Below are 22,271 nucleotides of genomic sequence, written 5' to 3' on the forward strand. Positions count from 1 at the left end.
CCCAATCAATACAAAGAACACTCGAAACCCGGCTGGTGTACTAGCCGGGTTTATTCGTGGCTGTCACGAGAGTTACGCAAATTCGGATTAGGCCACCCTGAAACTCATTCTTCAGGAAGCCTGTCATGCATCACACCACCGTTAGAGACCTTTTCGAACGCATGGCGAGTCGCGGCACGGGGGCATACGGGCTTTCGGACGTGAACCAAGTCGAGCACGCGATACAGTCGGCCGCGCTTGCTTCCGGGCTTGGCCTGTCAGATGAAATGATCATTGCAGCCCTGTTCCATGACATTGGCCACCTGTTCTCCGAAGAGGACGTCGACCTCGCAAGCCTTGGTGTAAATGATCATCACGAAGACAGCAGCGCGGATGTGCTTATGCCCCTGTTCGGACCTATGGTTTCCGAACCAGTGCGCCTGCACGTCGCGGCAAAGCGATATCTGTGCTCCGTCGAGAACGACTATTTTTCAAAACTCTCAACAGATTCACGCGTCAGTCTTGAACTGCAAGGTGGCCTCATGTTGACCGACGAGGTCAGGGCGTTCGAAGAGAAACCGTTCTGGCAGGAAGGGGTACAGTTGCGCCGGATCGACGACCAAGCCAAGGTGCCGGGTCTCGACGTGCCCGAACTTGTGTCCTACCTCGCGATGGCCGAAGCGCTCTCTTCACGCAATCGGGGTTAACCTCAGAAAACGAGGAACGCTGCTGCTGCGGCTCCCGCCCCAACAATCAAGCCCCCCAAACCGCTCAGGACAATCCAAGGCCATGCACGGCGTCGGGTTTCCTCGGTCTTGGTGGCCTGCTGGATCAGGATGTTCTCGACCAGCCCCGGCAAGCGCGGTCCGAAGCGTGCCATGACGCGGGCCGTTTTGAACAGGTCACGGCCAAGCGCACGGGGTCCAAGGCTCGTCTTGATGTAATCCCCAACGACGGGCTTGGCGACGTCCCAGATATTGACCTCGGGGTCCAACGAACGAGACACCCCTTCGACAACAACCATGGTGCGCTGCAAAAGGATCAGCTCGGTGCGTGTCTCCATGCCGAAACGTTCGGTGACTTCGAAGAGATAGCTCAGGAGGCGGCCCATCGAGATGCGGGTCGCGTCCATACCAAAAATCGGCTCACCGACCGCACGCAGGGCACGGGCAAATTCATCTACGTCCTGAGTAGAAGGCACGTAACCAGCTTCAAAATGCACTTCGGCCACGCGCTGGTAATCGCGTTGAATAAAGCCAAAGAGAATCTCGGCATAGACCCGGCGAGTGTACTCGTCGATGTGCCCCATGATGCCAAAGTCATAGGCAATGATGTCGCCGTTCGCGGCGACCTTGAGGTTGCCCTGGTGCATGTCGGCGTGGAAATACCCGTCGCGCAGCGCGTGGTTCAGGAACAGCGTCAGAACTCGACTGCCCAGCGCGTGCCGGTTGTGCCCGGCCGCATCCAGCGCTTCGTTGTCGCCAAGAGAAACCCCTTCTGCCCATCCCAGCGTCATCACGCGGCGCGCGGAAAGATCCCAGACGACATCCGGCACCTGAAAGCCTTCGTCCTGTGCGGTGTTGGCCGCGAACTCGCTGGCAGACGCTGATTCCAACCGCAGGTCCAACTCACCCGCGACCACACCGTCGAAATGCTCAATAACGTCACGTGGACGAAGCCGACGCGATGCCGGCGACAGGAACTCGATGACATCCGCCGCGAAATAGAAGGCATCCACATCCTTGCGGAAAGCGCGTTCAATTCCCGGTCGCAGAACCTTGACCGCCACTTCCCGGCCCGTCTCGGCCAACCGCGCCTTGTGGACCTGGGCAATGGACGCCGCCGCTACGGGTTCGGAAAACTCAGAGAATACCTCGTCGACGGAAACACCCAATTCGTCCTGAACGGCCTGTTTCGCGGTTTCAACATCAAAGGGCGGCAGCTTGTCCTGCAACACCCGCAGCTGTGTCGCCAAATCGGTGCCTACCACGTCGGGGCGTGTCGACAACACCTGCCCGAACTTGATGTAGGCCGGCCCCAAAGCTGTCAGAGCACGGGTCACTGGCGGCATATTCTGGTCGCCCTTGATCCCGATCCACCGGAACGGCCAGACCAATGTGCGTGCCACGATTCGCAGCGGCTTGGGCGCGTCCAGCGCATCCATCACCACGCTCATCGCACCGGTCCGCTCCAGCGTTGCGCCGGTACGGATCAGCCGCCAGATATTGTGCGGCCCCCTCAAATCTTCCACCCCGAATGCAGGCAGGCAATGCCCATAGACAGGTTGCGATATTTCGCATTCTCAAACCCGGCCTGCTTGACCATGTTCAAGAAGGTTTCCTGATCCGGGAACTTGCGGATCGATTCCACGAGGTACTGATAGCTGTCACGGTCGTTCGCGATCATCTGCCCCATACGCGGGATGATGTTGAACGAATAAAGATCATAGACCTTCTGCATCATGTCATTGGGGATCTGGCTGAACTCCAAAACCATCAGGCGACCGCCAGGTTTCAATACGCGGAACGCTTCGTTCAAAGCCTCCTGCGGACGGGTGACATTCCTGATGCCAAAGGAAATTGTGTAAACGTCAAAGGTGTTGTCCTCGAACGGCAAAGCCATCGCATCGCCAACCACCCAATCAAGGCTCTGGGCCATCGCCGCCGCCTCGGCACGTTTGCGCCCCTCGACCAGCATCGGCTCGGTAAGGTCACAGACAGTGGCATGGCCATGTCCTGCGCGCTCAAGAAAACGGAAAGAAATGTCGCCGGTTCCGCCCGCTACATCAAGCAGGCGCTGGCCGGGGCGCGGAGCAAGCCAATCCATCATCGCGTCTTTCCAGACGCGGTGGATACCCATGCTCATCACGTCATTCATCACGTCGTATTTTGACGCCACCGAATTGAACACACCCTGCACCTTGCCGGCCTTGTCAGCCTCGCGCACGGTCTCGAAACCAAAATGGGTGGTCTTGTCGTCTGCACCGGACATTGGAAGTTCCCAACCTCGCCATATTTCCGTCCGCTTCGGGATACACAGTTGCAAGGGAAGACACAAACCACCTTTTGCCGCGTGGCTCGCCCACGCACCGGGATTTCATATGACCGATTTGAAAATGCTCTTCTTCTATCTGGCGATTGCTGGGATTCTCTCGCTTGTATTTGGCCGCTCGGTGATCTTCCGCCGCCTGCTGGGGTCACGCGACTACGATGAAAAACCCGCCCGCAAGAAAGAGAATGAGCGCTATGTCGACATCATCGCCAGTTCCGGCACAGGCCTCACTCCCGAAACCCTCTATCAGCGCACGATCTTCCGCTCGACCTGGGGCATTCGCCTTGTCGGCCTCGCCCTAAGCAGTTGTCTCTTGTTCATGCTGGGCCAAAGCGTTCTGACAGATATGCTGACCGGCAAGGCAGGAAACGACGCCTTCCTCTTCCTTGGCGCGGTTGCTATCTGGATCTACTACAATTTCTATATTTTCACATACAAGGTCATCATCTTCGATGGCGATCTAATCAACACCACATGGCTCCTAGGCAAAGAGCGATATCCCCTGCGCAAACTCAAACACTTTGAACATGACGCCAGCGGCTTCTACCGTCTCGAATTCACCGGCGGGAAAAAAGCGCATGTGCTGCAATATGTTCAAGGTCGAGAAACCCTATATAAAGCTCTGAGAAACGCATTGGATGAGGACCCCTACGACCTATGCCCGAGCTTCCCGAGGTAGAAACCGTTCGACGCGGCCTTGAGCCATCCATGTCCGGGGCCGTTATTGCCAAGGCGCAGGTTAATCGCCCTGATCTGCGCTGGCCTTTTCCCGACAACATGGCCCAGCGCCTGACCGGTGCAAGGGTCCTGCAACTTCGCCGGCGGTCCAAATATGTCCTTGCGGATCTCGACAGTGGTGAAACTCTCCTGATCCACCTTGGGATGTCCGGACGCATGACGGTTTCGGGCGACCCATTGGGCCAATTCGTCCATGAACACCCAGCCATCGAGAAGCACGACCACGTCATCTTTGATATGGACAATGGCGCGCGCATTACCTTCAACGATCCGCGGCGGTTCGGGGCGATGGACCTTTTGGCGACCGATGGTGCGCACAACCATCCCCTTCTCGCGAAACTCGGCCCCGAACCTCTCGGCAATGCGTTTGACGAGGCCTATCTCGTGGATCGACTCAAAGGACGAAAAACACCGATTAAGTCGGCACTTCTCGACCAACAGATCGTCGCGGGACTTGGAAACATCTACGTTTGCGAGACACTCTATCGGGCGGGTGTGTCGCCACGTCGCAAAGCCGACAATATTTCTGCCGCCCGAATTCGCACCTTCGTCCCCATCATCCGCCAAGTTCTGAGTGACGCCATTGCGGCAGGGGGTTCGTCCCTCAAGGATTTCCGCCAAGCCGATGGAGAACTTGGATATTTTCAGCATTCTTTCGATGTTTACGGACGCGAGGGAGACCCCTGTCACACCCCCGATTGCGACGGGACGATTGCCCGAATCACTCAGTCGGGACGCTCATCCTTCTATTGTCCGCAATGCCAAAGATAGCTTGATCAGCATGTGAACATTGGTAATCAATCGTTCCTGACCGGAAACAAGGAAAGCATCACTCATGGCTTTTGAGACGATCATCGTCGAAGTTGAGGATCACGTTGCCCTCATCAAACTAAACCGCCCTGATGCCCTGAACGCGCTGAACTCTCAGCTGCTGGGTGAACTGGTACAGGCTCTGAAAGAAGCCGACGAAAACGACAAGGTGCGCTGCATCGTTGTCACCGGCTCAGAGAAAGCATTTGCTGCTGGCGCCGATATCAAGGAAATGTCGGAGAAGAGCTTTGTCGACATGTTCATGTCTGACTTCTTCGGCCGCGAAGGCGACAGTGTCATCCGTACGCGCAAGCCGATCATCGCTGCTGTTTCGGGCTATGCCCTTGGCGGTGGTTGCGAACTCGCCATGATGTGCGATTTCATCATTGCCTCGGATACGGCCAAGTTCGGCCAGCCCGAAATCAACCTTGGCGTTGTTGCCGGCATTGGCGGCACTCAGCGCCTGACCAAGTTTGTAGGCAAGTCCAAGTCGATGGACATGCACCTCACCGGCCGCTTTATGGATGCCGAAGAGGCAGAACGCTCCGGCCTTGTGTCGCGTATCGTGCCTGCCAAGAAACTGATGGACGAAGCCATGGGCGCCGCTCAGAAGATCGCCGAGAAGTCGGTGCTGACGTCGATGGCGGTCAAGGAAGCGGTAAACCGGTCCTACGAGACAACCCTGTCGGAAGGCCTTCTCTTCGAACGCCGCCTGTTCCATTCGCTCTTCGCGACCGAGGACCAGAAGGAAGGCATGGGTGCCTTCCTAGAAAAACGACAGGCGCAGTTCCGCGACAAGTAACCTCGGCAAGGCCGCCCAAACGGGCGGCCTTTGCAATTCATCCTCTGCGGGTTGCTATTGGCATGGAACAGCTACTGAAGTCGGCAAATGTGTGCATTTTGATTTGCACCTGCGACCGCCACGAGATGCTTGGCACGTTGCTGGCACATTTTGCCAAGGCACCCTACGCAAATTCAGTTCCGATCTACATTGCCGATAATGGCGAAAAACCTGCCAACCGCGTTATCGAACGGTTTGGTGATTGTCTGACCATTCACTACGCACAAGTTCAGGAAACCGGGCTGGTTCCTGTTCGCAATGCCGTCTTTGAAATGGCGATGGCAGGTGGTCACGAATACCTTGCCCTTATCGACGATGACGAACTTCCATCTCCCGGCTGGTTGGAAGCACATGTCAGCACCGCATTGCAGGAGAAAGCCGACGTTGTAACCGGCCCCTGTCTGCCACTGCTGGACGGGCATCTGCCACGTTGGCTGCGCGATACCGACTTTCTCGACAAGGATGAAACAACCTTTGGTACACACAATGTCCTAATAAGAGGCTCTGCCCTTCCCGATCAGGATGGAGGCTTGTTTCACCCTCGTTTCTCCCGCATTGGCGGCGAAGACTGGGACTTGCAAAATCGCCTTCGCAGCTCCGGCGCCCGATTTGCATCCTCTACCGAGGCCCTGGTTTACGAACATGTTCCGCCCGAACGCCGAAAGCTCAGGTACTTTTTTCGCGAAGGTGTCAGAACTGCCGTGATGGCCGCCGAAATAGCGCGGCATCTTGACGAACCCGAAGAAAAGGTTCGCCTGAAAATGACGCGCATCGGTCTCCTGAAGCTTTGCTATGCAGCAGAGCACCTTTTGTTCTGTCTGTTCGCCAATGGCCACTTGGTGCGTGCAACAAAGGACCTCGGATATTGTTGGGGTACGATTTTGACCCTGCTCAAAGTGCGAACATCTTTCTACGGCAGGTCCTGAAACCAAGAACCGGGATCTCCAAACCAAATCGCACGAGACTCTCCTCTGCTACCAGAGCCCTTTAGATTCTTCGTTTGCAATCCCTTCAGAATAAGGTATACGCCGCCGTCATACATGCGCGTGCAGCCCGCTCTGGCTTGAATCGATTCTCCCTTTCGGAGAGGTCCCGTTCGGGTCTGGCACGTGTAAAACCTGAACGAACCAAAACTAAGGACCTGAGATTCATGGCAAATTCGCCCCAGGCAAAAAAACGCGCCCGTCAGAACGAGCGTCGCCTCGAAGTTAACAAAGCCCGCCGTTCGCGCATCCGCACCTTCCTGCGTAAAGTCGAAGAAGCAATTGCTTCCGGCGACAAGGAAGCAGCCGCAGCCGCTCTGCGCGCCGCTCAGCCCGAACTGATGCGTGGCGTTACCAAAGGCGTTTACCACAAGAACACTGCTTCGCGTAAAGTGTCGCGCCTCGCCGCACGCGTGAAGGCTCTGGGCTAAGTCTCGGGACGCTGGCCTCACTGGCCAAACCATTGAACAGAAAGGCACCTCCAGCGCGGGGTGCCTTTTGCTTTTCTGACCTGCCGAAACAGGGCGAGAGATTCTTTTCCACAAAAGACAGAGTCAAGATCGAAGATCGGTTGCCCGGCCGCACCTCGAATTGCTAGTTTCAATCTTGCGATTCACATCGCCTTCGGGGGGACAGACGTCAAACCATAAGGCCAAAAGGCCATGATATGGTGAGAGCCACACGCGCAGCTTTGCGACACGGAAGAAATTCGTGCGCAACCGCTCTGAATTGGAGCGCCGCGTGTCGCCTGATTGCTGCTGTCCTGTCTAAATCGCCAGCGCAAATTGCGCACGAATGTTTTGCTATCTGCCGGAGTGGGGACTCTTGGCGGCTCCGAAACTTTTGTGCTCAAGGCAATCTGGGTGTCGCTGGCTCGAAGGCGAAGTTGGATTACGGGAAGGCAGAAATACAGGGGTCGCAATGGCCCCACTGGAACGGCGGAAGGCTTGATGCGGGGACACATGACGCAGGAACAATGGGGTGAACTGAAGCAGGATTTGCTAAGGACAGTTGGGCAGAATAATTTCAAAACCTGGATTGAACCACTTGAATTCGCCGAGCTGAGCGAAGGCGTGGCAACCTTTCACGTTCCTACCAACTTTATTGGCAACTATGTCTCCCAGAACTTTGGCGACCTGATCATGCACCAGCTCTCCAGCATTGGAGAAGATGTCCAGCGCGTGCATTTCAAAGTCCCGGCCAATACGCCTGCACGGCCGTCGTCCCGCCCCACCGCAAGCGCCCCATCCGCCGCGCCTGCTGCTGCGGCAAAGGAAGAGCTCCCGGGCGCCCCTCTGGATGCGCGTTTTACCTTTGACAGCTTTGTCGTCGGCAAGCCGAACGAACTTGCAAACGCCGCGGCCCGCCGCGTTGCCGAAGGCGGCCCCGTCACATTCAACCCGTTGTTCCTCTATGGTGGCGTCGGTTTGGGTAAAACCCACCTCATGCACGCAATCGCCTGGGAACTTCAGAAACAGCGCCCCGATCTGAACGTTCTGTACCTGTCGGCCGAACAATTCATGTACCGCTTTGTTCAGGCGCTTCGTGACCGCAAGATGATGGACTTCAAAGAGCTTTTCCGTTCCGTTGATGTTCTGATGGTAGATGACGTCCAATTCATCGCCGGCAAGGATTCAACTCAGGAAGAGTTCTTCCACACATTCAACGCGCTCGTGGATCAGAACAAACAGATCATCATCTCGGCAGACCGGGCACCTGGCGAAATCAAGGATCTGGAAGACCGCATTCGCTCGCGTCTGCAATGTGGCCTGGTGGTCGACCTCCACCCGACCGACTACGAACTGCGTCTTGGCATTCTTCAGTCGAAGGTTGATCAGTACCGCGAACAGTATCCGGATTTGCAACTGGCAGATGGTGTACTCGAGTTCCTTGCGCACCGCATCTCTACCAACGTGCGTGTTCTGGAAGGCGCATTGACCCGCCTGTTCGCTTTCGCATCGCTTGTCGGCCGCGAGATCACGATGGAGCTGACCCAGGACTGCCTGTCCGACGTTCTGCGTGCCTCCGAGCGCAAGATCTCTGTCGAAGAAATTCAGCGTCGCGTGGCAGAGCACTACAACATTCGCCTGAGCGACATGATCGGCCCCAAGCGGGTCCGTACGCTGGCCCGCCCGCGTCAGATCGCGATGTATCTCTGCAAGCAATTGACCAGCCGTTCGCTGCCGGAAATCGGGCGGCGGTTTGGCGGCCGTGACCACACGACCGTGATGCACGGGGTCAAGCGGATTGAAGAACTGCGCGCCCAAGACGGCCAGATCGCGGAAGATCTCGAACTTCTGCGCCGGACGCTCGAAGCCTGATCGACGCACTCGTATCCTCGAAATGATCCGCCGCGCAGTCATTCTGCGCGGCTTTTTTCACTTGTTTCCAAAATACTTCGCCCAGAGGTGGCCTGTCACCTTGACCCTCCGGCCTATAAGGTCGACAAAAACAAAAAAACTTGCGCAACGGGAGGAAACCGATAGGGTGCCCTTCCCTGCAATCGGAGGACTTTGGGATGAAGATCAGCATCGAACGCGGCACTCTGCTCAAGGCGGTTTCGCAAGCGCAATCGGTTGTCGAGCGTCGCAACACCATTCCGATCCTGGCCAACGTCCTGATAGAGGCCGAAGGGAATACGGTTCAGTTTCGCGCAACCGACCTTGATATCGAGGTTGTCGACAAGGCCGCGGCAATGGTTGAGCGCGCCGGCGCCACCACCGTTTCTGCGACCACACTGCACGAAATCGTTCGCAAACTGCCCGATGGTGCCCTCGTGACCCTGACGGACGACAGCGCCACCGGTCGCCTGACCGTTGATGCGGGCCGTTCGAACTTTTCGCTGGCGACCCTGCCGAAAGAAGATTTTCCGGTCATGGCATCTTCGGAATATCAGTCTAACTTCTCGGCCCCCGCCCCGGTGATGCGCCGTCTGTTCGACAAATCGAAATTCGCGATTTCGACCGAAGAAACCCGTTACTACCTGAACGGCGTCTACCTGCACGTCTCGGACGCAGACGGTGGCAAAGTGCTTCGCGCCGTGGCAACCGATGGCCACCGCCTTGCACGTATCGATGCCGACCTGCCTGAAAACGCCAGCGACATGCCGGGCGTGATTGTTCCGCGCAAAACCGTTGGTGAGCTGCGCAAGCTTCTTGATGACGATGAGATGCAGATCGCCGTGTCGGTCTCGGAAACCAAGATCCGCTTTGCGACCCCCGACATCACACTGACCTCCAAGGTTATTGACGGCACCTTCCCCGACTACACGCGCGTAATCCCGACCGGCAACACCCGCCGCCTCGAAGTGGACGCAAGCGAATTCGCGCAGGCGGTTGATCGTGTGGCCACCGTGTCGTCCGAACGTTCGCGGGCTGTGAAGCTGCAACTGGATGAGGATCGTCTGATCCTGTCCGTCAACGCTCCTGACAGCGGCGCCGCCGAAGAAGAGCTCGCCGTGGCTTATGGTGACGAGCGTCTCGAAATCGGCTTCAACGCCAAGTACCTGCTGGAAATCGCAAGCCAGGTAGACCGCGAAAACGCTGTTTTCCTCTTCAACTCGGCCGGCGACCCGACCCTGATGCGCGAAGGCAATGACACGAGCGCCGTTTATGTTGTCATGCCGATGCGCGTGTGACCGGAGCCGGAGCTTTCGACAAACTCCGGCCCAAACCTCGGGCCAATAGACGGGCGCAAAGCGCATGACAGAGCTTGCCCTTACCCGGCTGACGCTTTCGCATTTCCGCTCGCACAAACGCGGCGAGTTTGAATGCGACGCCCGCCCCGTGGCCATCTATGGCCCCAACGGAGCGGGCAAGACCAATATCCTCGAGGCCATCTCACTGTTCTCTCCTGGTCGGGGTCTCAGAAGATCCAGCGCCCAGGACATGACCCGCCGCCCCGAAGCCCTAGGCTGGAAGGTCACGGGGCACCTCACATCGCTTCAGAACATCCACGAAATCGAGTTCTGGTCCGAGGAAGGTGCCGCACGGCAACTGCGGATTGATGGCAAGACCGCGCCCCAAACGACCTTGGGGCGTGTTGCCCGCATTCTCTGGCTTATCCCGGCAATGGATCGTCTCTGGATCGAGGGTGCAGAGGGGCGCAGGCGTTTCCTTGACCGGATGACCCTCTCGTTCTTTCCGAAGCACGCGGAATTGTCCTTGGATTATGAAAAGGCGATGCGGCAACGCAATCGGTTGCTGAAGGATCAGGTTCAGGACGGCGCATGGTTTGCTGCCCTCGAAGGACGGATGGCGCAAACCGCTGTCGAGATTGATGCAAACCGCGCCGCCGCCCTTGCCCAGCTTTCCGCCGCGCAGGCAGATGCCGAAACAGCCTTCCCCGTTGCCGAGCTGCGACTAACTCAGGCAGAAGGGGAACTGCCAGGCAGTGCAGACGACTACCGCACCGCCTTCAGCGCAAACCGGTCTCGCGACATGGCTGCAGGCCGAACGCTGGTGGGGCCGCATCGTAGCGACATGGAAGGCACCTTTGCGGCCAAGGGGGTTCCCGCCAAGGATTGCTCTACCGGCGAACAAAAAGCCCTGCTGATTTCCCTGATCCTCGCCAACGGCCGCGCCCTGGCAGAGGGCTTTGGGGCTCCTCCGATCCTGCTTCTCGACGAAGTCGCCGCCCACCTTGACGCCAACCGCCGGGCCGCCCTTTATGACGAGATTTGCGCCCTTGGCGCGCAGGCCTGGATGACGGGTACAGGCCCGGAACTTTTTTCCGATCTCGGAGACAGGGCCCAGTATCTTGAAGTCACCGACAAAGACGGGATTTCCAACATCGATCTAAGAACACCATAGGCAAAATTCGGCAGACTCCCTGTCATTTTTCTTGCCTCATTTGCGTGACATTCCCTGCCAAAACCAATAATTTGGAACGACTGATAAGGGGAAACACTGCATGTCCGAAGAGACACAGAACAATCCGGAATACGGCGCGGATTCCATTAAAGTTCTCAAAGGCTTGGAAGCCGTTCGCAAACGTCCGGGCATGTATATCGGCGATACGGATGACGGGTCTGGCCTGCATCACATGGTGTATGAGGTTGTCGACAACGGTATCGACGAAGCCCTGGCAGGTCATGCCGACGCCGTAATGGTGAAAATCCACTCCGACAACTCGGTCTCGGTTGGCGACAACGGCCGCGGTATCCCCGTCGACATTCACCCCGAAGAAGGCGTTTCGGCCGCCGAGGTCATCATGACCCAGCTGCACGCCGGTGGTAAGTTCGACTCAAACTCCTACAAGGTTTCCGGCGGTCTGCACGGCGTTGGTGTTTCGGTTGTGAACGCGCTGTCCGTCTGGCTGGAACTGCGCATCTGGCGCAACGGCAAGGAACACTATGCCAAGTTCGAGCACGGGGAAACCACCGAACATCTGCGCGTTGTGGGCGACTGCGGTGATCGCACCGGAACCGAAGTACGCTTTCTTGCATCAACCGACACGTTCTCGAACCTCGAATACTCGTTCGAGACCCTCGAAAAACGTCTTCGTGAACTTGCCTTCCTGAACTCCGGTGTTCGGATCATCCTGGAAGACGAACGTCCGGCAGAACCGCTGCGGACCGAACTGTTCTATGATGGTGGCGTGAATGAGTTCGTAAAGTACATCGACCGCCACAAAACCCCGATGATGGAAACCCCAATCTACGTGAAGGGTGAACGGGATGACATCGGCGTCGAAGTGGCAATGTGGTGGAACGACAGCTATCACGAGACGGTCCTTCCCTTTACCAACAACATTCCCCAACGCGACGGCGGCACGCACATGGCGGGCTTCCGCGGCGCCCTGACGCGCACGCTTCAGAAATACGCCCAGGAAAGCGGTATCGCGAAAAAGGAGAAGGTCAGCTTCACCGGAGATGATGCGCGTGAAGGCCTGACATGTGTGCTTTCGGTCAAAGTACCGGACCCGAAGTTCTCGTCGCAGACAAAGGACAAGCTGGTTTCGTCCGAAGTACGTCCTGCGGTCGAAGGTCTGATGAACGAAAAGCTGGCCGAGTGGTTCGAAGAGAACCCGAACGTCGCCAAGATCATCGTTACCAAGATCATCGAAGCGGCCCACGCCCGCGAAGCGGCGCGCAAGGCCCGTGAACTGACCCGCCGCAAGACCGCGATGGACGTGAATTTCCTCGCTGGTAAGCTCAAGGACTGCTCCGAAAAAGACCCGTCGCAGACCGAAGTTTTCCTCGTCGAGGGTGACTCGGCTGGTGGTTCGGCGCAAACGGGCCGCGATCGCCGCACCCAGGCGATCCTGCCCCTGCGCGGTAAGATCCTGAACGTGGAACGGGCACGGTTCGACCGGATGCTGTCGAGCCAGGAAATCGGCAACCTCGTGATGGCGCTTGGCACCGGTATCGGGCGGGACGAATTCAATCTTGAGAAACTGCGCTACCACAAGATTGTCATCATGACCGATGCTGACGTCGACGGCGCGCACATCCGTACGCTTCTCCTGACCTTCTTCTATCGCCAGATGCCCGAGCTGATCGAGAAGGGGCACCTCTTCATCGCACAGCCGCCGCTTTACAAGGTCGCGCGTGGTAAATCCGAGGTCTACCTCAAGGATCAGGCCGCGCTGGATGATTACCTTGTCGAGCAAGGGATCGACGGGGCGTCCTTGCGACTTGGCAGCGGCGAAGAAATCGTTGGTGCAGACCTTGCCCGCGTTGTGAACGAAGCGCGTCAGCTGAAACGTGTTCTGGATGCCTTCCCAACGCACTATCCGCGCCACATTCTTGAGCAGGCGGCAATTGCCGGTGCATTTGTCCCCGGTGCTGTCGACGCCGACCTGCAAGGCGTGGCCGATAAGGTTGCGGCACGCCTCGACCTGATCGCGCTGGAATACGAACGCGGCTGGGCGGGACGTATCACCCAAGATCACGGCATTCGCCTTGCCCGTATCCTGCGCGGCGTCGAAGAGGTTCGCACGCTTGACGGCCCGATGCTGCGTTCAGGCGAAGCTCGCAAGACAGGCAGCTTCACGCAGAGCCTTCAGGACGTCTACAACACGCCCGCGACCCTTGTGCGCAAAGACCGCAGTCAGGTTATTCACGGCCCTCTGGACCTGCTTCAGGCGATCCTCTCCGAGGGTGAAAAGGGGCTGTCGCTGCAACGCTACAAAGGTCTGGGTGAAATGAACCCGGATCAGCTTTGGGAAACCACGCTGGATCCGGATGCACGCACCCTGCTTCAGGTAAAGATCGAAGACATGGCCGATGCAGATGACCTCTTTACCAAGTTGATGGGCGACGTCGTGGAACCACGTCGCGAGTTCATCCAGAAGAACGCCCTGAGCGTGGAGAACCTCGACTTCTAGGCCATTTCACAGTCTTCTTTTAGAGCCCCGTTGCCGATCAGGTAGCGGGGCTTTCTTGTTTTGGATGGGCCTGCTTTTGCCAAGGTGCCGTATTATTCACTTGATCCGACAACAACAAACCGCGCAGCCAAGGACAGTTTAGTTAAGAATAAACAAGAATTAACTATTCTTTAATCACATATATCTTTGCCAATTCGGGGAGTTATGGTCTTTTAGCATCAACGAAACGTTATGATTTCGATGAGGCAGGCAATGACTATTTCTTACGTGGAGGCCCGGGCGGCCCCACTCTTGGAACGCGAGAAAGAGCGTTATTTGTTACGTGAGTGGCAACAGAAGGGCAGCAAAGCCGCATTGGAGGAGCTCGTGGTTTCCCACGCAAGGCTCGTCTATACCATTGTGCGCAAACTGAAGTGCTCGCAAAACGATCAGGAAGAAATGATTTCCGAGGGGCTGTTCGGACTAATCAAAGCCGCCAACGCCTTTGAGCTCGACCGCGATGTCAGGTTCTCGACCTATGCACGCTGGTGGGTGCGCAACTCGGTTGCCGCCGCGAACGCCCGTCTGAATTCCGTAGTTGATGTTCCGTATCAACCCAAAGACGACGATGGCACCACCGCGACCTTCATGCCCAAGGACCTTGCCTATATCGATATGGAAAACGAGGGCGTCGATGCCTTTGAATCTCCTGATCCGACACCGGAAGAGCAGATGATCGTGGAATCGTCTCGTCTCAGAATGCGGGAACACATCGTTCACGCGATGGAGAACCTCTGCGAGATGGAACGGGATGTTGTGGTCTCGCGTAGCCTGTTGGCACGCCCGGCCACGGTTGAGGACTTGGCAAGGCGCTACAATGTCAGCCGTGAGCGTCTCCGGCAGCTTGAACGGCGGGCTATGGCGAAATTGAAATACGAGCTTCTGTCACGCGGAATATCGTCGGTCAGGGTTGGATAAGAAATGAACAGTGTTGGCGCACTTTTGGTTGGACAGGCCGGTCAAGGAGCCGGCGACGCAGGCACGCAGGCTGCGAACCAGACCGGTTTCGGCGCTATGGTCACCCCGTCTCAGCCCAAAGGCATACCGAATGGCACCCCCTCGAAACCGGTAACTGCATCAACCAGCCAGCAGAGTGAGCCCCCTACAAGCGATACTGCAAGCCTGCCAATCGTGGTGGCCGCACCCGTCATGCAGCCAAACTCGACGCCCGTAAACATCCCCCCCCCAGCCGCGGTTTCGCAAGATCAGGTTGTCGGGACGACAGGGAACGTTTCGAGCATGGAAATAGGCAACATTCAGGTGGCTGCCAACACAACACGAGATCTTGGCGTTCCTGACCAAACCGCTAAGGCGGTGACCATCGCTGTCCAAGCTGACACGCAAAAGCCTCTCGGAGACGTCCCTAAGCTGGTTACCACTCCACCAACTGCAACAACGCCGCAAATTGAAGTACCGGGTGCTCCCTCAACCCAGTTAGCGGGCACAAACCAAACCCCGGCCCCTCTTATAGGTGACGCTCAACCCAAAGCCGCGACCAGTGGTCCAGTTACCACTCCCTTGGCACCTGTTCCGACTCAGACATCGTCAGCCAAAGACTTACCCGTTAAGGGCAAGGGCCAGCAGGTCTCACGCGTAGCCGATGCCACGGTACAGGGCATGACACCCGCCCACGCGGGCGAAACTGAAGGCGCTCTGCAAACGCTTTCTGACGTGGAAATCGTGACGAGCAACGACGCCGCAGACACGAGCCTTCGTGTGGATGTGCGGGATCTAGCATTCGCAAAATCCCCCACCAATACGGCCCCACAATCTGCCAGCGCAGCGCCTGTTGCAGTTGCCAATGTCAACGCGGAGAGCCCGCAAAGCGCCGTGCGCCCGGACCCGCTCACGCCGGCTCCACTGACCGTCGATAGTGTTCAAGGCAGCCAGCCGATCGAAACCGCGTCTCAACCCGAAGCCGCAACGGGCCCGAAACGGTTCGCTGAGGCTATCACATCACAAATTCGGGCCGCCGAAGTGACAGAAGGCCGGACGCGTGTCGAATTGAATCCCAAGGGTCTTGGCAACATCGACATCGATGTCATCGCGGACGCTGACGGAGACCTGAAAGTCACTGTGCGGGTCGAGAACCCGGCGGTGTTGAACAGCCTTCGCGACGGCCAGACCATTCTATCCGAGGCGCTTGGCATGTCGGACAAGACGTCATTCGAATTCCAACAGCGTTCACAGGAAGAGCGCTGGCAAATGGCGGATCAATCGCGCGGACACCGGAGCGGAACTGGCGAGGAGGACTTTGTTGAAACAGGCCCCACGCAACAGCATGAAGACCTGATCCAGGGTGATCAGCTTGATATCGTCACGTAGAGGACGGAGATAGAGATGGACATCAACGGCGTATCCACTGGCACTCAGCAAACGACGCAGGCAAGCGCAAACGCGCTTTCCAACCTGAGTGAAGACTACACGCGTTTCATTACGTTGCTGACGGCCCAGATTCAGAACCAAGACCCACTTTCCCCGATGGACAGTACCGAGTTTGTCTCTCAACTCGCGCAGTTGAGCCAGGTGGAACAATCCGTCCAAACGAACGCAAATTTAGAGACTGTTGCTGCGCAAATCGCGTCTTTGAACGCTATGACAGGCGTCAACATGATTGGCCGAGACGTCACCTTTGGCTCCAACCTCGTTGAACTGGATGCCGAAGGAAGCAATCAGACATTTTATCAGCTACCGGTGGAAGCCGTAGAGGTCGAGGCCGTGATCTCCGATGCGGAAGGCCACGAGTTCAGGACTCTCTCGAACCTCTCAGGTGACGCGGGACGAGAAATCGCGTTCGATTGGGATGGCCGTGACAATATTGGTCAGGAAGTACTGCCCGGGGAATACTCTGTGTCTTTCACCGCAAAGGATGCTGCGGGCGAGTCTGTACCCGTCTACGTTTTCCGGACCGCCGAGGTTAAGGAAACCCTGCTGGATCAGGGCAACCTTTACTATGGTGTCTCCGGTGGCGAAGTACTGTCGTCAGAATCCGTCCTGAGCATCCAGTAAAGCGTATCACTCTCTCACGCTGACGCTTGCCGTGATCTGGTTGACACGCGCCGTGCGAACCATCGGATAGGTTTGATATAGCTGGCGCACGATTTCTTCTGCGAGAAAGCGTTTGTCGAGGGTCTCGAGATCTTCTGTATTCGCCCAAAGGGCCGTTTCCGCCATCTCGGCGATTTCTCGGATCGTGGTGTCGCGCAATTCTGCGCGCCCCATCGCGCCGTTCATCTTCTCGAAGTTCGCGGAACCCGCCATGTAGACATCAATGTCGAACAAGAGATGCACGCTCCGTTTGCGTTGAACAACCTGAAGCGTGAACTTGCCAAGCGGCATTTTATAAAGAACTTCTGCAGGCTTCCCGCCATCCACTTCCGACGGTGACGTCGGTGGCGGAGGGCGAAACAGGTAGGGCTCCGCAAAGAAGCCGGCCGCCGCGAAAACCACGGCGCCGACCACAGAGATCAAGGCAAACTTAAGCATCTTACCTCATCAATACGGCAGGATGACCTCGAGGAAATCCTGTCCATAGCGCGGCTGTTGCACCACCGAGAGCTGTCCGCGACCACCATAAGCGATCCGTGCCTCGGCCACTTTTTCATAGCTGATGGTGTTGTTGAGGCTCAGGTCCATGGACCGGATGATCCCGGCAATCCTCAGTTCGCGGAGCTCCTTGTTGACCTTCACTTCCTGACGCCCGGCAATGACAAAGTTGCCATTGGGCAGCACCTTGATGATCACAGCGGCCACACGCAGGCTGATCTTCTCATTCCGATCAATGGACCCGTCACCACGTGTCGAAGAGCTTGAGCTCAGATCGATGATGTTGCCGCCGGTTGGAAGATCGGTCTCATCAACACCTGGCAGCAGCTTCTCGATCTGCGATCCATACCCCAGGAACGAAGGATCAGCAGCACCCTGTGCATTGCTCCGAGAGCGTTCCGACGTATTGCTAAGCTGCGCCTTGTCGTTGATTTCTATTTCAACCGTCAGAAGGTCACCAATATCCTTTGCGCGACGGTCGCCAAAAAAGCTGCTGGTGTTGGTTTGCCAAAGGCTAGAGGCTTCCGCGCGCTGGGGTGTGCGCGCATGCTGTCGCTGAGGCATCGGGATGCTAATCCGGTTTGCTTCCGGGACCGTTGTCTCGTCAAGCACCAGGTTCGCCATTGTCGGATCGCGCGCCTCTTCGTATTGCGCGCAAGCGACCAACCCCGTGGCCAAAGCCAGTGCCATCCCGGCACGCCCCACGTTACGTTGGTACTTGCTCAACTTTCCTGTCACTGAAGAACCTCCACGATGCCTTCTTGTCTGGCGATTGCCGTTATCGTCTTGTTGCTGGACAGATTTACCACGCGCACGTCCTGCCCGAGATGCGCATCTGTCACGGCACGTCCCTTAGCCACGAGTTGCAACGCGCCATGCTTGAGCTTGATCTTCACCTTGTCCCCTCGCGCGATGATGATCGGAGGGATCACCGAATGACGTGGCACCGGGCGGCCGGGTACAAGCATACGGCGCACCTGCATGCCCACCAGTTCTTCTGGGTCATCGATAGCAAAGGCACCCAGACGTCCCCACGGCATCTCGACGATCCTGATGTCTGCTTCGGTCACGATTTCGTCGGGCATCTTTCGTTCCATCGGTACCGGCACCGGAACCGTCAGGACAGCAGCCCCCCAGACACGGTAGACATCAGCCGTTTCGGTGACGACATTGGCAATGAATTTTCCGGTTTGCTGATCAATCCAGAATTCGCGAATATACTCGCCTTGGTCGATCGCAAGGTCCTGCATACGGATATCGAAATACCCGCGCTGCGGCATGGCCGCTCCGAACTCCTGCTCGGCACGTTCGGCAACAAGGTCGGACACGCTCGCGGCTTGTGCCGGCAGAACATGGCCCAACCCCGCGCAACATACCAAGGCCGCCATCGTCGCGATGGCCCTGATCCGTCTAGGGAAATTGGGAGCGCGCAGTTTCATCTTACTTGATCTGGTTGACCGTCGACATCATCTGGTCGGCGGTTTCGATGGCTTTCGAATTCATTTCATAAGCGCGCTGCGCCGAGATCAGGTCGGTGATCTGCTGGATGATGTTCACGTTCGAGGCCTCGAGAAACCCTTGCCGAACCATGCCAATACCGGGATCTCCCGGCACCACCTCTGTCGCCTCACCGGACGCCGTGGTCGCCTCGAGAAGGTTGTCACCGATCGGCTTCATACCTGCCTCGTTCAGGAAGGTCGCCATTGTGATCTGGCCCAACTCCACTGGGGTCGGATCGTTTTCCACATAGGCCATGACAAGACCCTGCTGGTTGATTTCGACCTGCCGGGTGTTTTCCGGGATAACGATGGCCGGCTCGACCTCGAACCCATTCAGCGCCACAAGCTGACCTTCACTGCTCAACTGAAAGCTGCCTGCACGGGTATAAGCCTGTGAGCCGTCAGGGCGGTTCAAGATAAAGTAACCCCGCCCCTCGATCGCGAGATCAAGCGGGTTTTCCGTCTGGATAAGCCCGCCCTGGCTATTGAGGCGGATCACGCCGGCGGCCTGCACACCCAGGCCAATGTCGGTGCCAACCGGCCGCGAGGTGCCATCCTCGGAGGTCAGCGCGCCTTCGCGTTGCATCGTCTGGTAGATGAGGTCCTGAAAAGCAGCCCGCCCGCTTTTGAAACCCGTGGTGTTGGCGTTCGCAATGTTGTTCGCGATCACGTCAACGTTTGTCTGCTGCGCCAGCATGCCCGTGGCTGCAATTCCCAGTGTTTTCATGTCACTGCTCTCCTGCCTCTAGTTTACACGCGACCCAATCGCTGAATGGCCTGTTTGGTCAGGTCGTCTTCTTCGCCGATCAGGCGGAGCGAATTTTCATAGGCACGCTGGATGTCGATCATGCGTGTCATCTCGATCACCGGTTCGACGTTGCTGGACTCAACAAAGCCCTGCGCCACACGTGAATTCTCGGCGGGCTGGGCCGCTTCGACTCCAAGCGGTGAAATATAGAGTCCCTGCCCAATGGGGTGCATGAGCGCATCGGCCTGAATGTCATAAAGCCCGACCCGCCCCAGAACCGCGCCATCGGGTCCAGAGATCGTTCCGTCCGGTGCAATCGTAATGTCCTGCCCGACATCGTTGGGCAGAATGATGGGCGCGCCACCGGCGTCCATCAAAGCGTGCCCGGATGCCGTAGTGAGCCGTCCGTTTACGTCGACAACCAGCCGGCCATTGCGGCCATAGGCTTGCTCGCCATCCACTTCAAAGCCGAACCAGCCATTGCCGGACACCGCGAGATCAAGCGGGTTTCCGGTGGGCATGATCGCACCCTGGGTCGCATCCAGATAGCTGCCGCGATCCTGAACATAGCTGATTGCATCACCACCAACCGTCTCGGCCTCTGCATCAACGGTTTCGAACACAGGGCGAAAGGCCTTGTAGCCTGCGGTGGAGGCATTCGAGAGGTTATGAGCCGTCGCATCAAGGCTCCGCTCCAATGCTGAAGCATAGGACAGTGAAACGTAACTGATGTTGCCCATTCTTACAGATCCATGCTCAACGAGAGTGCCATCAAGGAAACAAACACTCCAATTCATTTATTGCATGAATATCTATCCATTGATACAAGAATAAATCAAGCAGTAACTTCTTTCGGCAAGCACAACCCAAAGAATGAAAAAGCTAACCGGCACTCTCCTTGGCCTCGCCTCGCTCGTGGCCCCTAGCGCTGGCGTTCCCGCCACGGAAAAAGCTGTGGCCGCAGAGAACCCGGTCTCAGCGCCCGAATTGACTGACAGACTTCCCAAACGCCAGCGGTTGCGCCACATGGACCTGCAATACTGGCCTTGGAACACGTTCCACGCCGACTTCTCTCAGCAGATCATTACGTTGAGCAGCGCCCACGGTCCCGAACGACCGGAAATCCTACTGAACCTCGCCGAGATTTATCTGACCCAGATGATGCTCTACGAGGGGCGCTCTGTTCTGGAGGGCATAAAGACGGCGAACTCGCTGCAGGAGACACGACGCCTTGTCATGCTGCAAGCAATCGATCTCCTCCAAGGCGATCCCCTGGAAGACCCAGACGCGACGCCCCTGCTCTCAAGATCGCGCCCTGATCGCGCCTTTTGGCTTTCCCTGCATGCAATCGCAGTTGGAGATGGCCCGTTGCTCGACGAGAACCTTGTCGAGGGCTTCATTGGCATGGCGCATCTACCCAAGCCGGTTCTGCGCGTCGTTCTCCCCCTCTTCATCGAAGCCGCGGTCGCGCTCGACAAGAAAACACTCGCCAGTGAGGCCATCCGCTTGATCGATGAGTTGCCGGACCTGTCGACCGCTCCCACAGGATTTTTTCTGCTTGGCCGCGTCGCCGAGCTGAAGGGGAATGAGAAGACAGCGCTGGACGCCTACTTTGAGGCGTCAAAAGGGTGGGACAGATCAGCCGCCCGTGCGCGGCTGGCACTTGCGGATATGGCATTGCGCGACAAGGGTCGCGGCGCACTTCTGGCCGCCCGAGACGTGCTCGCGCACGGCGCAGACTCGTGGCGGGGCGATAACTATGAGCTCGAAGCGCTGGAAAAACTGGCCTCGGTCTACACAAAACTGGGCGACGCCAAGGGCGCCCTTCAAACCTATGGCAAGATCAACGTTCGGTTTCCGGTATCGAATGCCAGCGAGGAAGCCCGCGCCAACGGAACCGAACTTCTGGGCAAGGTCTACCAGCAGGGTGCAGATGGTGAAATTCCCCTAGCAGTCTGGGTCGACGTCCACCTCAAGATCCTGCCGCTTTACAAGGAATACCCGGCCTTTCCCGAATACGTGGAAATTCTTGCCGACAAGGCACTCTCGCTTGGAGGCTCGAGCCTCGCGCGCTCCGAATATCAGCGCGCACTGCTGTTGCTCGAGCAAAACTTTGACTACTTCAACATTCCAGTCCCGGAAGATCAGAAGCACCGCCTTCTTCTAAAGCTGGCAAGGTCACAAAACATGATGGGCGACTTGGCAGAAGCCCGTGACACGCTGGACCGGATCGACGTCAAGGAAAGTGGCAGCTTTCGCGAAGACGTATTTGCTCTCAAGGCCGAAATCCTCGCCGAGATGGGGGATCGAGACAGGTTCATGAGAACCTATGTTGCCAATCCAGACGCCGAACAGCTTCGCAACATGGCGCGCGCGTTTCTAGATCTCGAAGATTGGGGGGGAGCCATCAAGTTCTACGAGCGCTTGAAGTCAGAGTTTCCGGATCAGTTCATGGCTGAAGATGCCTCCTATCTGCTGATCGCAGCCAAGAGGCAAGGAAACCTGAAAATCGAAGAACAAATCGTTGCCGACTTCCCTGGCCTTACGGCGTCAAGGGAATGGATAGACCTTGCCAAAGGTTTACAAGAAGTACCCGCCGACTTGCTTCCACTGCGCAAGGATTCAGCGCAAAGCCGCCTGAACAGCCTGGATAGGACTTTGGAAAAAATAGAAAAATCAGGACTCTAGTTAAACGTGCATGAAAAGGA

21 protein-coding genes are annotated in these 22,271 nt (G+C 57.2%); 14 read left to right on the forward strand and 7 right to left on the reverse strand.

The window, feature by feature from the left end:
* The first annotated feature begins 125 nt into the window (after nucleotides 1–125).
* Complete coding sequence (locus NNA36_RS03595) at nucleotides 126–686, forward strand: HD domain-containing protein (RefSeq protein ID WP_255104259.1); 561 nt, start codon at nucleotides 126–128, stop codon at nucleotides 684–686.
* 2 nt (nucleotides 687–688) lie between these two features.
* On the opposite strand, the gene ubiB is transcribed toward NNA36_RS03595, so the two are convergent.
* A complete protein-coding gene (gene ubiB, locus NNA36_RS03600; RefSeq protein WP_255104396.1) occupies nucleotides 689–2,221 on the reverse strand; it encodes a 2-polyprenylphenol 6-hydroxylase in 1,533 nt (510 codons plus the stop codon).
* A complete protein-coding gene (gene ubiE, locus NNA36_RS03605) occupies nucleotides 2,218–2,970 on the reverse strand; it encodes a bifunctional demethylmenaquinone methyltransferase/2-methoxy-6-polyprenyl-1,4-benzoquinol methylase UbiE (RefSeq protein ID WP_255104262.1) in 753 nt (250 codons plus the stop codon). The genes ubiB and ubiE overlap by 4 nt, the downstream gene beginning before the upstream one ends.
* 109 nt (nucleotides 2,971–3,079) lie before the next feature.
* Here ubiE and NNA36_RS03610 point away from each other — a divergent pair, with 109 nt between their 5' ends.
* The 12 genes from NNA36_RS03610 to NNA36_RS03665 all read left to right on the forward strand — a co-directional run bounded on the left by NNA36_RS03610 (nucleotide 3,080) and on the right by NNA36_RS03665 (nucleotide 16,779).
* Nucleotides 3,080–3,709 carry a hypothetical protein gene (locus NNA36_RS03610; RefSeq protein ID WP_255104264.1) on the forward strand — a complete coding sequence of 210 codons (630 nt, stop codon included), beginning with the start codon at nucleotides 3,080–3,082 and terminating at the stop codon, nucleotides 3,707–3,709.
* Nucleotides 3,688–4,539, forward strand: a complete 852-nt coding sequence (gene mutM / locus NNA36_RS03615) for a bifunctional DNA-formamidopyrimidine glycosylase/DNA-(apurinic or apyrimidinic site) lyase (protein ID WP_255104266.1) — start codon at nucleotides 3,688–3,690, stop codon at nucleotides 4,537–4,539. The genes NNA36_RS03610 and mutM overlap by 22 nt, the downstream gene beginning before the upstream one ends.
* Nucleotides 4,540–4,603: 64 nt before the next feature.
* Complete coding sequence (locus NNA36_RS03620) at nucleotides 4,604–5,380, forward strand: enoyl-CoA hydratase (protein WP_255104269.1); 777 nt, start codon at nucleotides 4,604–4,606, stop codon at nucleotides 5,378–5,380.
* 62 nt (nucleotides 5,381–5,442) lie between these two features.
* On the forward strand, nucleotides 5,443–6,345 hold the full coding sequence (locus tag NNA36_RS03625; RefSeq protein WP_255104271.1) for a glycosyltransferase family 2 protein: 903 nt from the start codon (nucleotides 5,443–5,445) through the stop codon (nucleotides 6,343–6,345).
* A 224-nt stretch (nucleotides 6,346–6,569) separates the two neighbouring features.
* Complete coding sequence (gene rpsT / locus NNA36_RS03630; RefSeq protein ID WP_255104273.1) at nucleotides 6,570–6,833, forward strand: 30S ribosomal protein S20; 264 nt, start codon at nucleotides 6,570–6,572, stop codon at nucleotides 6,831–6,833.
* A 531-nt stretch (nucleotides 6,834–7,364) separates the two neighbouring features.
* Entirely contained in the window at nucleotides 7,365–8,723 is a 1,359-nt protein-coding gene (dnaA, locus tag NNA36_RS03635) for a chromosomal replication initiator protein DnaA (protein WP_255104275.1), read from the forward strand.
* Nucleotides 8,724–8,920: 197 nt separating this feature from the next.
* Entirely contained in the window at nucleotides 8,921–10,039 is a 1,119-nt protein-coding gene (gene dnaN, locus NNA36_RS03640) for a DNA polymerase III subunit beta (RefSeq protein WP_255104277.1), read from the forward strand.
* Between the two features lie 64 nt (nucleotides 10,040–10,103).
* Nucleotides 10,104–11,213 carry a DNA replication/repair protein RecF gene (recF, locus tag NNA36_RS03645; protein WP_255104279.1) on the forward strand — a complete coding sequence of 370 codons (1,110 nt, stop codon included), beginning with the start codon at nucleotides 10,104–10,106 and terminating at the stop codon, nucleotides 11,211–11,213.
* Between the two features lie 100 nt (nucleotides 11,214–11,313).
* Nucleotides 11,314–13,731, forward strand: a complete 2,418-nt coding sequence (gene gyrB, locus NNA36_RS03650) for a DNA topoisomerase (ATP-hydrolyzing) subunit B (protein ID WP_255104281.1) — start codon at nucleotides 11,314–11,316, stop codon at nucleotides 13,729–13,731.
* A gap of 252 nt (nucleotides 13,732–13,983) precedes the next feature.
* Nucleotides 13,984–14,688 carry a sigma-70 family RNA polymerase sigma factor gene (locus NNA36_RS03655; RefSeq protein WP_255104283.1) on the forward strand — a complete coding sequence of 235 codons (705 nt, stop codon included), beginning with the start codon at nucleotides 13,984–13,986 and terminating at the stop codon, nucleotides 14,686–14,688.
* 3 nt (nucleotides 14,689–14,691) lie between these two features.
* Nucleotides 14,692–16,095: a flagellar hook-length control protein FliK gene (locus tag NNA36_RS03660; RefSeq protein WP_255104285.1), complete on the forward strand. Its 1,404-nt coding sequence runs from the start codon at nucleotides 14,692–14,694 to the stop codon at nucleotides 16,093–16,095.
* 15 nt (nucleotides 16,096–16,110) lie between these two features.
* Nucleotides 16,111–16,779 (forward strand): flagellar hook assembly protein FlgD, encoded by a 669-nt coding sequence (locus NNA36_RS03665; RefSeq protein ID WP_255104287.1) that lies wholly within the window; start codon nucleotides 16,111–16,113, stop codon nucleotides 16,777–16,779.
* A gap of 6 nt (nucleotides 16,780–16,785) precedes the next feature.
* On the opposite strand, the gene NNA36_RS03670 is transcribed toward NNA36_RS03665, so the two are convergent.
* Genes NNA36_RS03670 through NNA36_RS03690 form a run of 5 tightly spaced genes read right to left on the reverse strand, consistent with a single transcriptional unit; the run spans nucleotide 16,786 to nucleotide 20,303 of the window.
* Complete coding sequence (locus NNA36_RS03670; RefSeq protein WP_255104289.1) at nucleotides 16,786–17,256, reverse strand: flagellar biosynthesis protein FlgH; 471 nt, start codon at nucleotides 17,254–17,256, stop codon at nucleotides 16,786–16,788.
* A gap of 9 nt (nucleotides 17,257–17,265) precedes the next feature.
* The gene (gene flgH, locus NNA36_RS03675; protein WP_255104291.1) at nucleotides 17,266–18,054 is read right to left on the reverse strand and encodes a flagellar basal body L-ring protein FlgH; all 789 of its coding nucleotides are present in this window, start codon (nucleotides 18,052–18,054) and stop codon (nucleotides 17,266–17,268) included.
* Complete coding sequence (flgA, locus tag NNA36_RS03680; RefSeq protein WP_255104293.1) at nucleotides 18,051–18,755, reverse strand: flagellar basal body P-ring formation chaperone FlgA; 705 nt, start codon at nucleotides 18,753–18,755, stop codon at nucleotides 18,051–18,053. Before flgA ends, flgH begins: the two co-directional genes overlap by 4 nt.
* Nucleotide 18,756: 1 nt before the next feature.
* Nucleotides 18,757–19,542, reverse strand: coding sequence for a flagellar basal-body rod protein FlgG (gene flgG / locus NNA36_RS03685; RefSeq protein WP_255104295.1), 786 nt, complete (start codon nucleotides 19,540–19,542; stop codon nucleotides 18,757–18,759).
* A gap of 23 nt (nucleotides 19,543–19,565) precedes the next feature.
* Nucleotides 19,566–20,303, reverse strand: a complete 738-nt coding sequence (locus NNA36_RS03690; protein ID WP_255104297.1) for a flagellar hook basal-body protein — start codon at nucleotides 20,301–20,303, stop codon at nucleotides 19,566–19,568.
* A gap of 133 nt (nucleotides 20,304–20,436) precedes the next feature.
* Between NNA36_RS03690 and NNA36_RS03695 the strand changes: the two genes are divergently transcribed.
* Nucleotides 20,437–22,251 carry a lipopolysaccharide assembly protein LapB gene (locus tag NNA36_RS03695; RefSeq protein WP_255104299.1) on the forward strand — a complete coding sequence of 605 codons (1,815 nt, stop codon included), beginning with the start codon at nucleotides 20,437–20,439 and terminating at the stop codon, nucleotides 22,249–22,251.
* Nucleotides 22,252–22,271 lie beyond the last annotated feature (20 nt).

It is taken from the genome of Shimia sp. CNT1-13L.2, from assembly GCF_024331145.1.
Classification (GTDB): domain Bacteria; phylum Pseudomonadota; class Alphaproteobacteria; order Rhodobacterales; family Rhodobacteraceae; genus Shimia.

What these genes read in the sequence shown, in the direction of transcription:
- NNA36_RS03595 (WP_255104259.1), top strand. Translation starts at nt 126, where the DNA reads ATGCATCACACCACCGTTAGAGACCTTTTCGAACGCATGGCGAGTCGC.
- ubiE (WP_255104262.1), bottom strand. Translation starts at nt 2,970, where the DNA reads ATGTCCGGTGCAGACGACAAGACCACCCATTTTGGTTTCGAGACCGTG.
- NNA36_RS03610 (WP_255104264.1), top strand. Translation starts at nt 3,080, where the DNA reads ATGACCGATTTGAAAATGCTCTTCTTCTATCTGGCGATTGCTGGGATT.
- mutM (WP_255104266.1), top strand. Translation starts at nt 3,688, where the DNA reads ATGCCCGAGCTTCCCGAGGTAGAAACCGTTCGACGCGGCCTTGAGCCA.
- NNA36_RS03620 (WP_255104269.1), top strand. Translation starts at nt 4,604, where the DNA reads ATGGCTTTTGAGACGATCATCGTCGAAGTTGAGGATCACGTTGCCCTC.
- NNA36_RS03625 (WP_255104271.1), top strand. Translation starts at nt 5,443, where the DNA reads ATGGAACAGCTACTGAAGTCGGCAAATGTGTGCATTTTGATTTGCACC.
- rpsT (WP_255104273.1), top strand. Translation starts at nt 6,570, where the DNA reads ATGGCAAATTCGCCCCAGGCAAAAAAACGCGCCCGTCAGAACGAGCGT.
- dnaA (WP_255104275.1), top strand. Translation starts at nt 7,365, where the DNA reads ATGACGCAGGAACAATGGGGTGAACTGAAGCAGGATTTGCTAAGGACA.
- dnaN (WP_255104277.1), top strand. Translation starts at nt 8,921, where the DNA reads ATGAAGATCAGCATCGAACGCGGCACTCTGCTCAAGGCGGTTTCGCAA.
- recF (WP_255104279.1), top strand. Translation starts at nt 10,104, where the DNA reads ATGACAGAGCTTGCCCTTACCCGGCTGACGCTTTCGCATTTCCGCTCG.
- gyrB (WP_255104281.1), top strand. Translation starts at nt 11,314, where the DNA reads ATGTCCGAAGAGACACAGAACAATCCGGAATACGGCGCGGATTCCATT.
- NNA36_RS03655 (WP_255104283.1), top strand. Translation starts at nt 13,984, where the DNA reads ATGACTATTTCTTACGTGGAGGCCCGGGCGGCCCCACTCTTGGAACGC.
- NNA36_RS03660 (WP_255104285.1), top strand. Translation starts at nt 14,692, where the DNA reads ATGAACAGTGTTGGCGCACTTTTGGTTGGACAGGCCGGTCAAGGAGCC.
- NNA36_RS03665 (WP_255104287.1), top strand. Translation starts at nt 16,111, where the DNA reads ATGGACATCAACGGCGTATCCACTGGCACTCAGCAAACGACGCAGGCA.
- NNA36_RS03670 (WP_255104289.1), bottom strand. Translation starts at nt 17,256, where the DNA reads ATGCTTAAGTTTGCCTTGATCTCTGTGGTCGGCGCCGTGGTTTTCGCG.
- flgA (WP_255104293.1), bottom strand. Translation starts at nt 18,755, where the DNA reads ATGAAACTGCGCGCTCCCAATTTCCCTAGACGGATCAGGGCCATCGCG.
- flgG (WP_255104295.1), bottom strand. Translation starts at nt 19,542, where the DNA reads ATGAAAACACTGGGAATTGCAGCCACGGGCATGCTGGCGCAGCAGACA.
- NNA36_RS03690 (WP_255104297.1), bottom strand. Translation starts at nt 20,303, where the DNA reads ATGGGCAACATCAGTTACGTTTCACTGTCCTATGCTTCAGCATTGGAG.
- NNA36_RS03695 (WP_255104299.1), top strand. Translation starts at nt 20,437, where the DNA reads ATGAAAAAGCTAACCGGCACTCTCCTTGGCCTCGCCTCGCTCGTGGCC.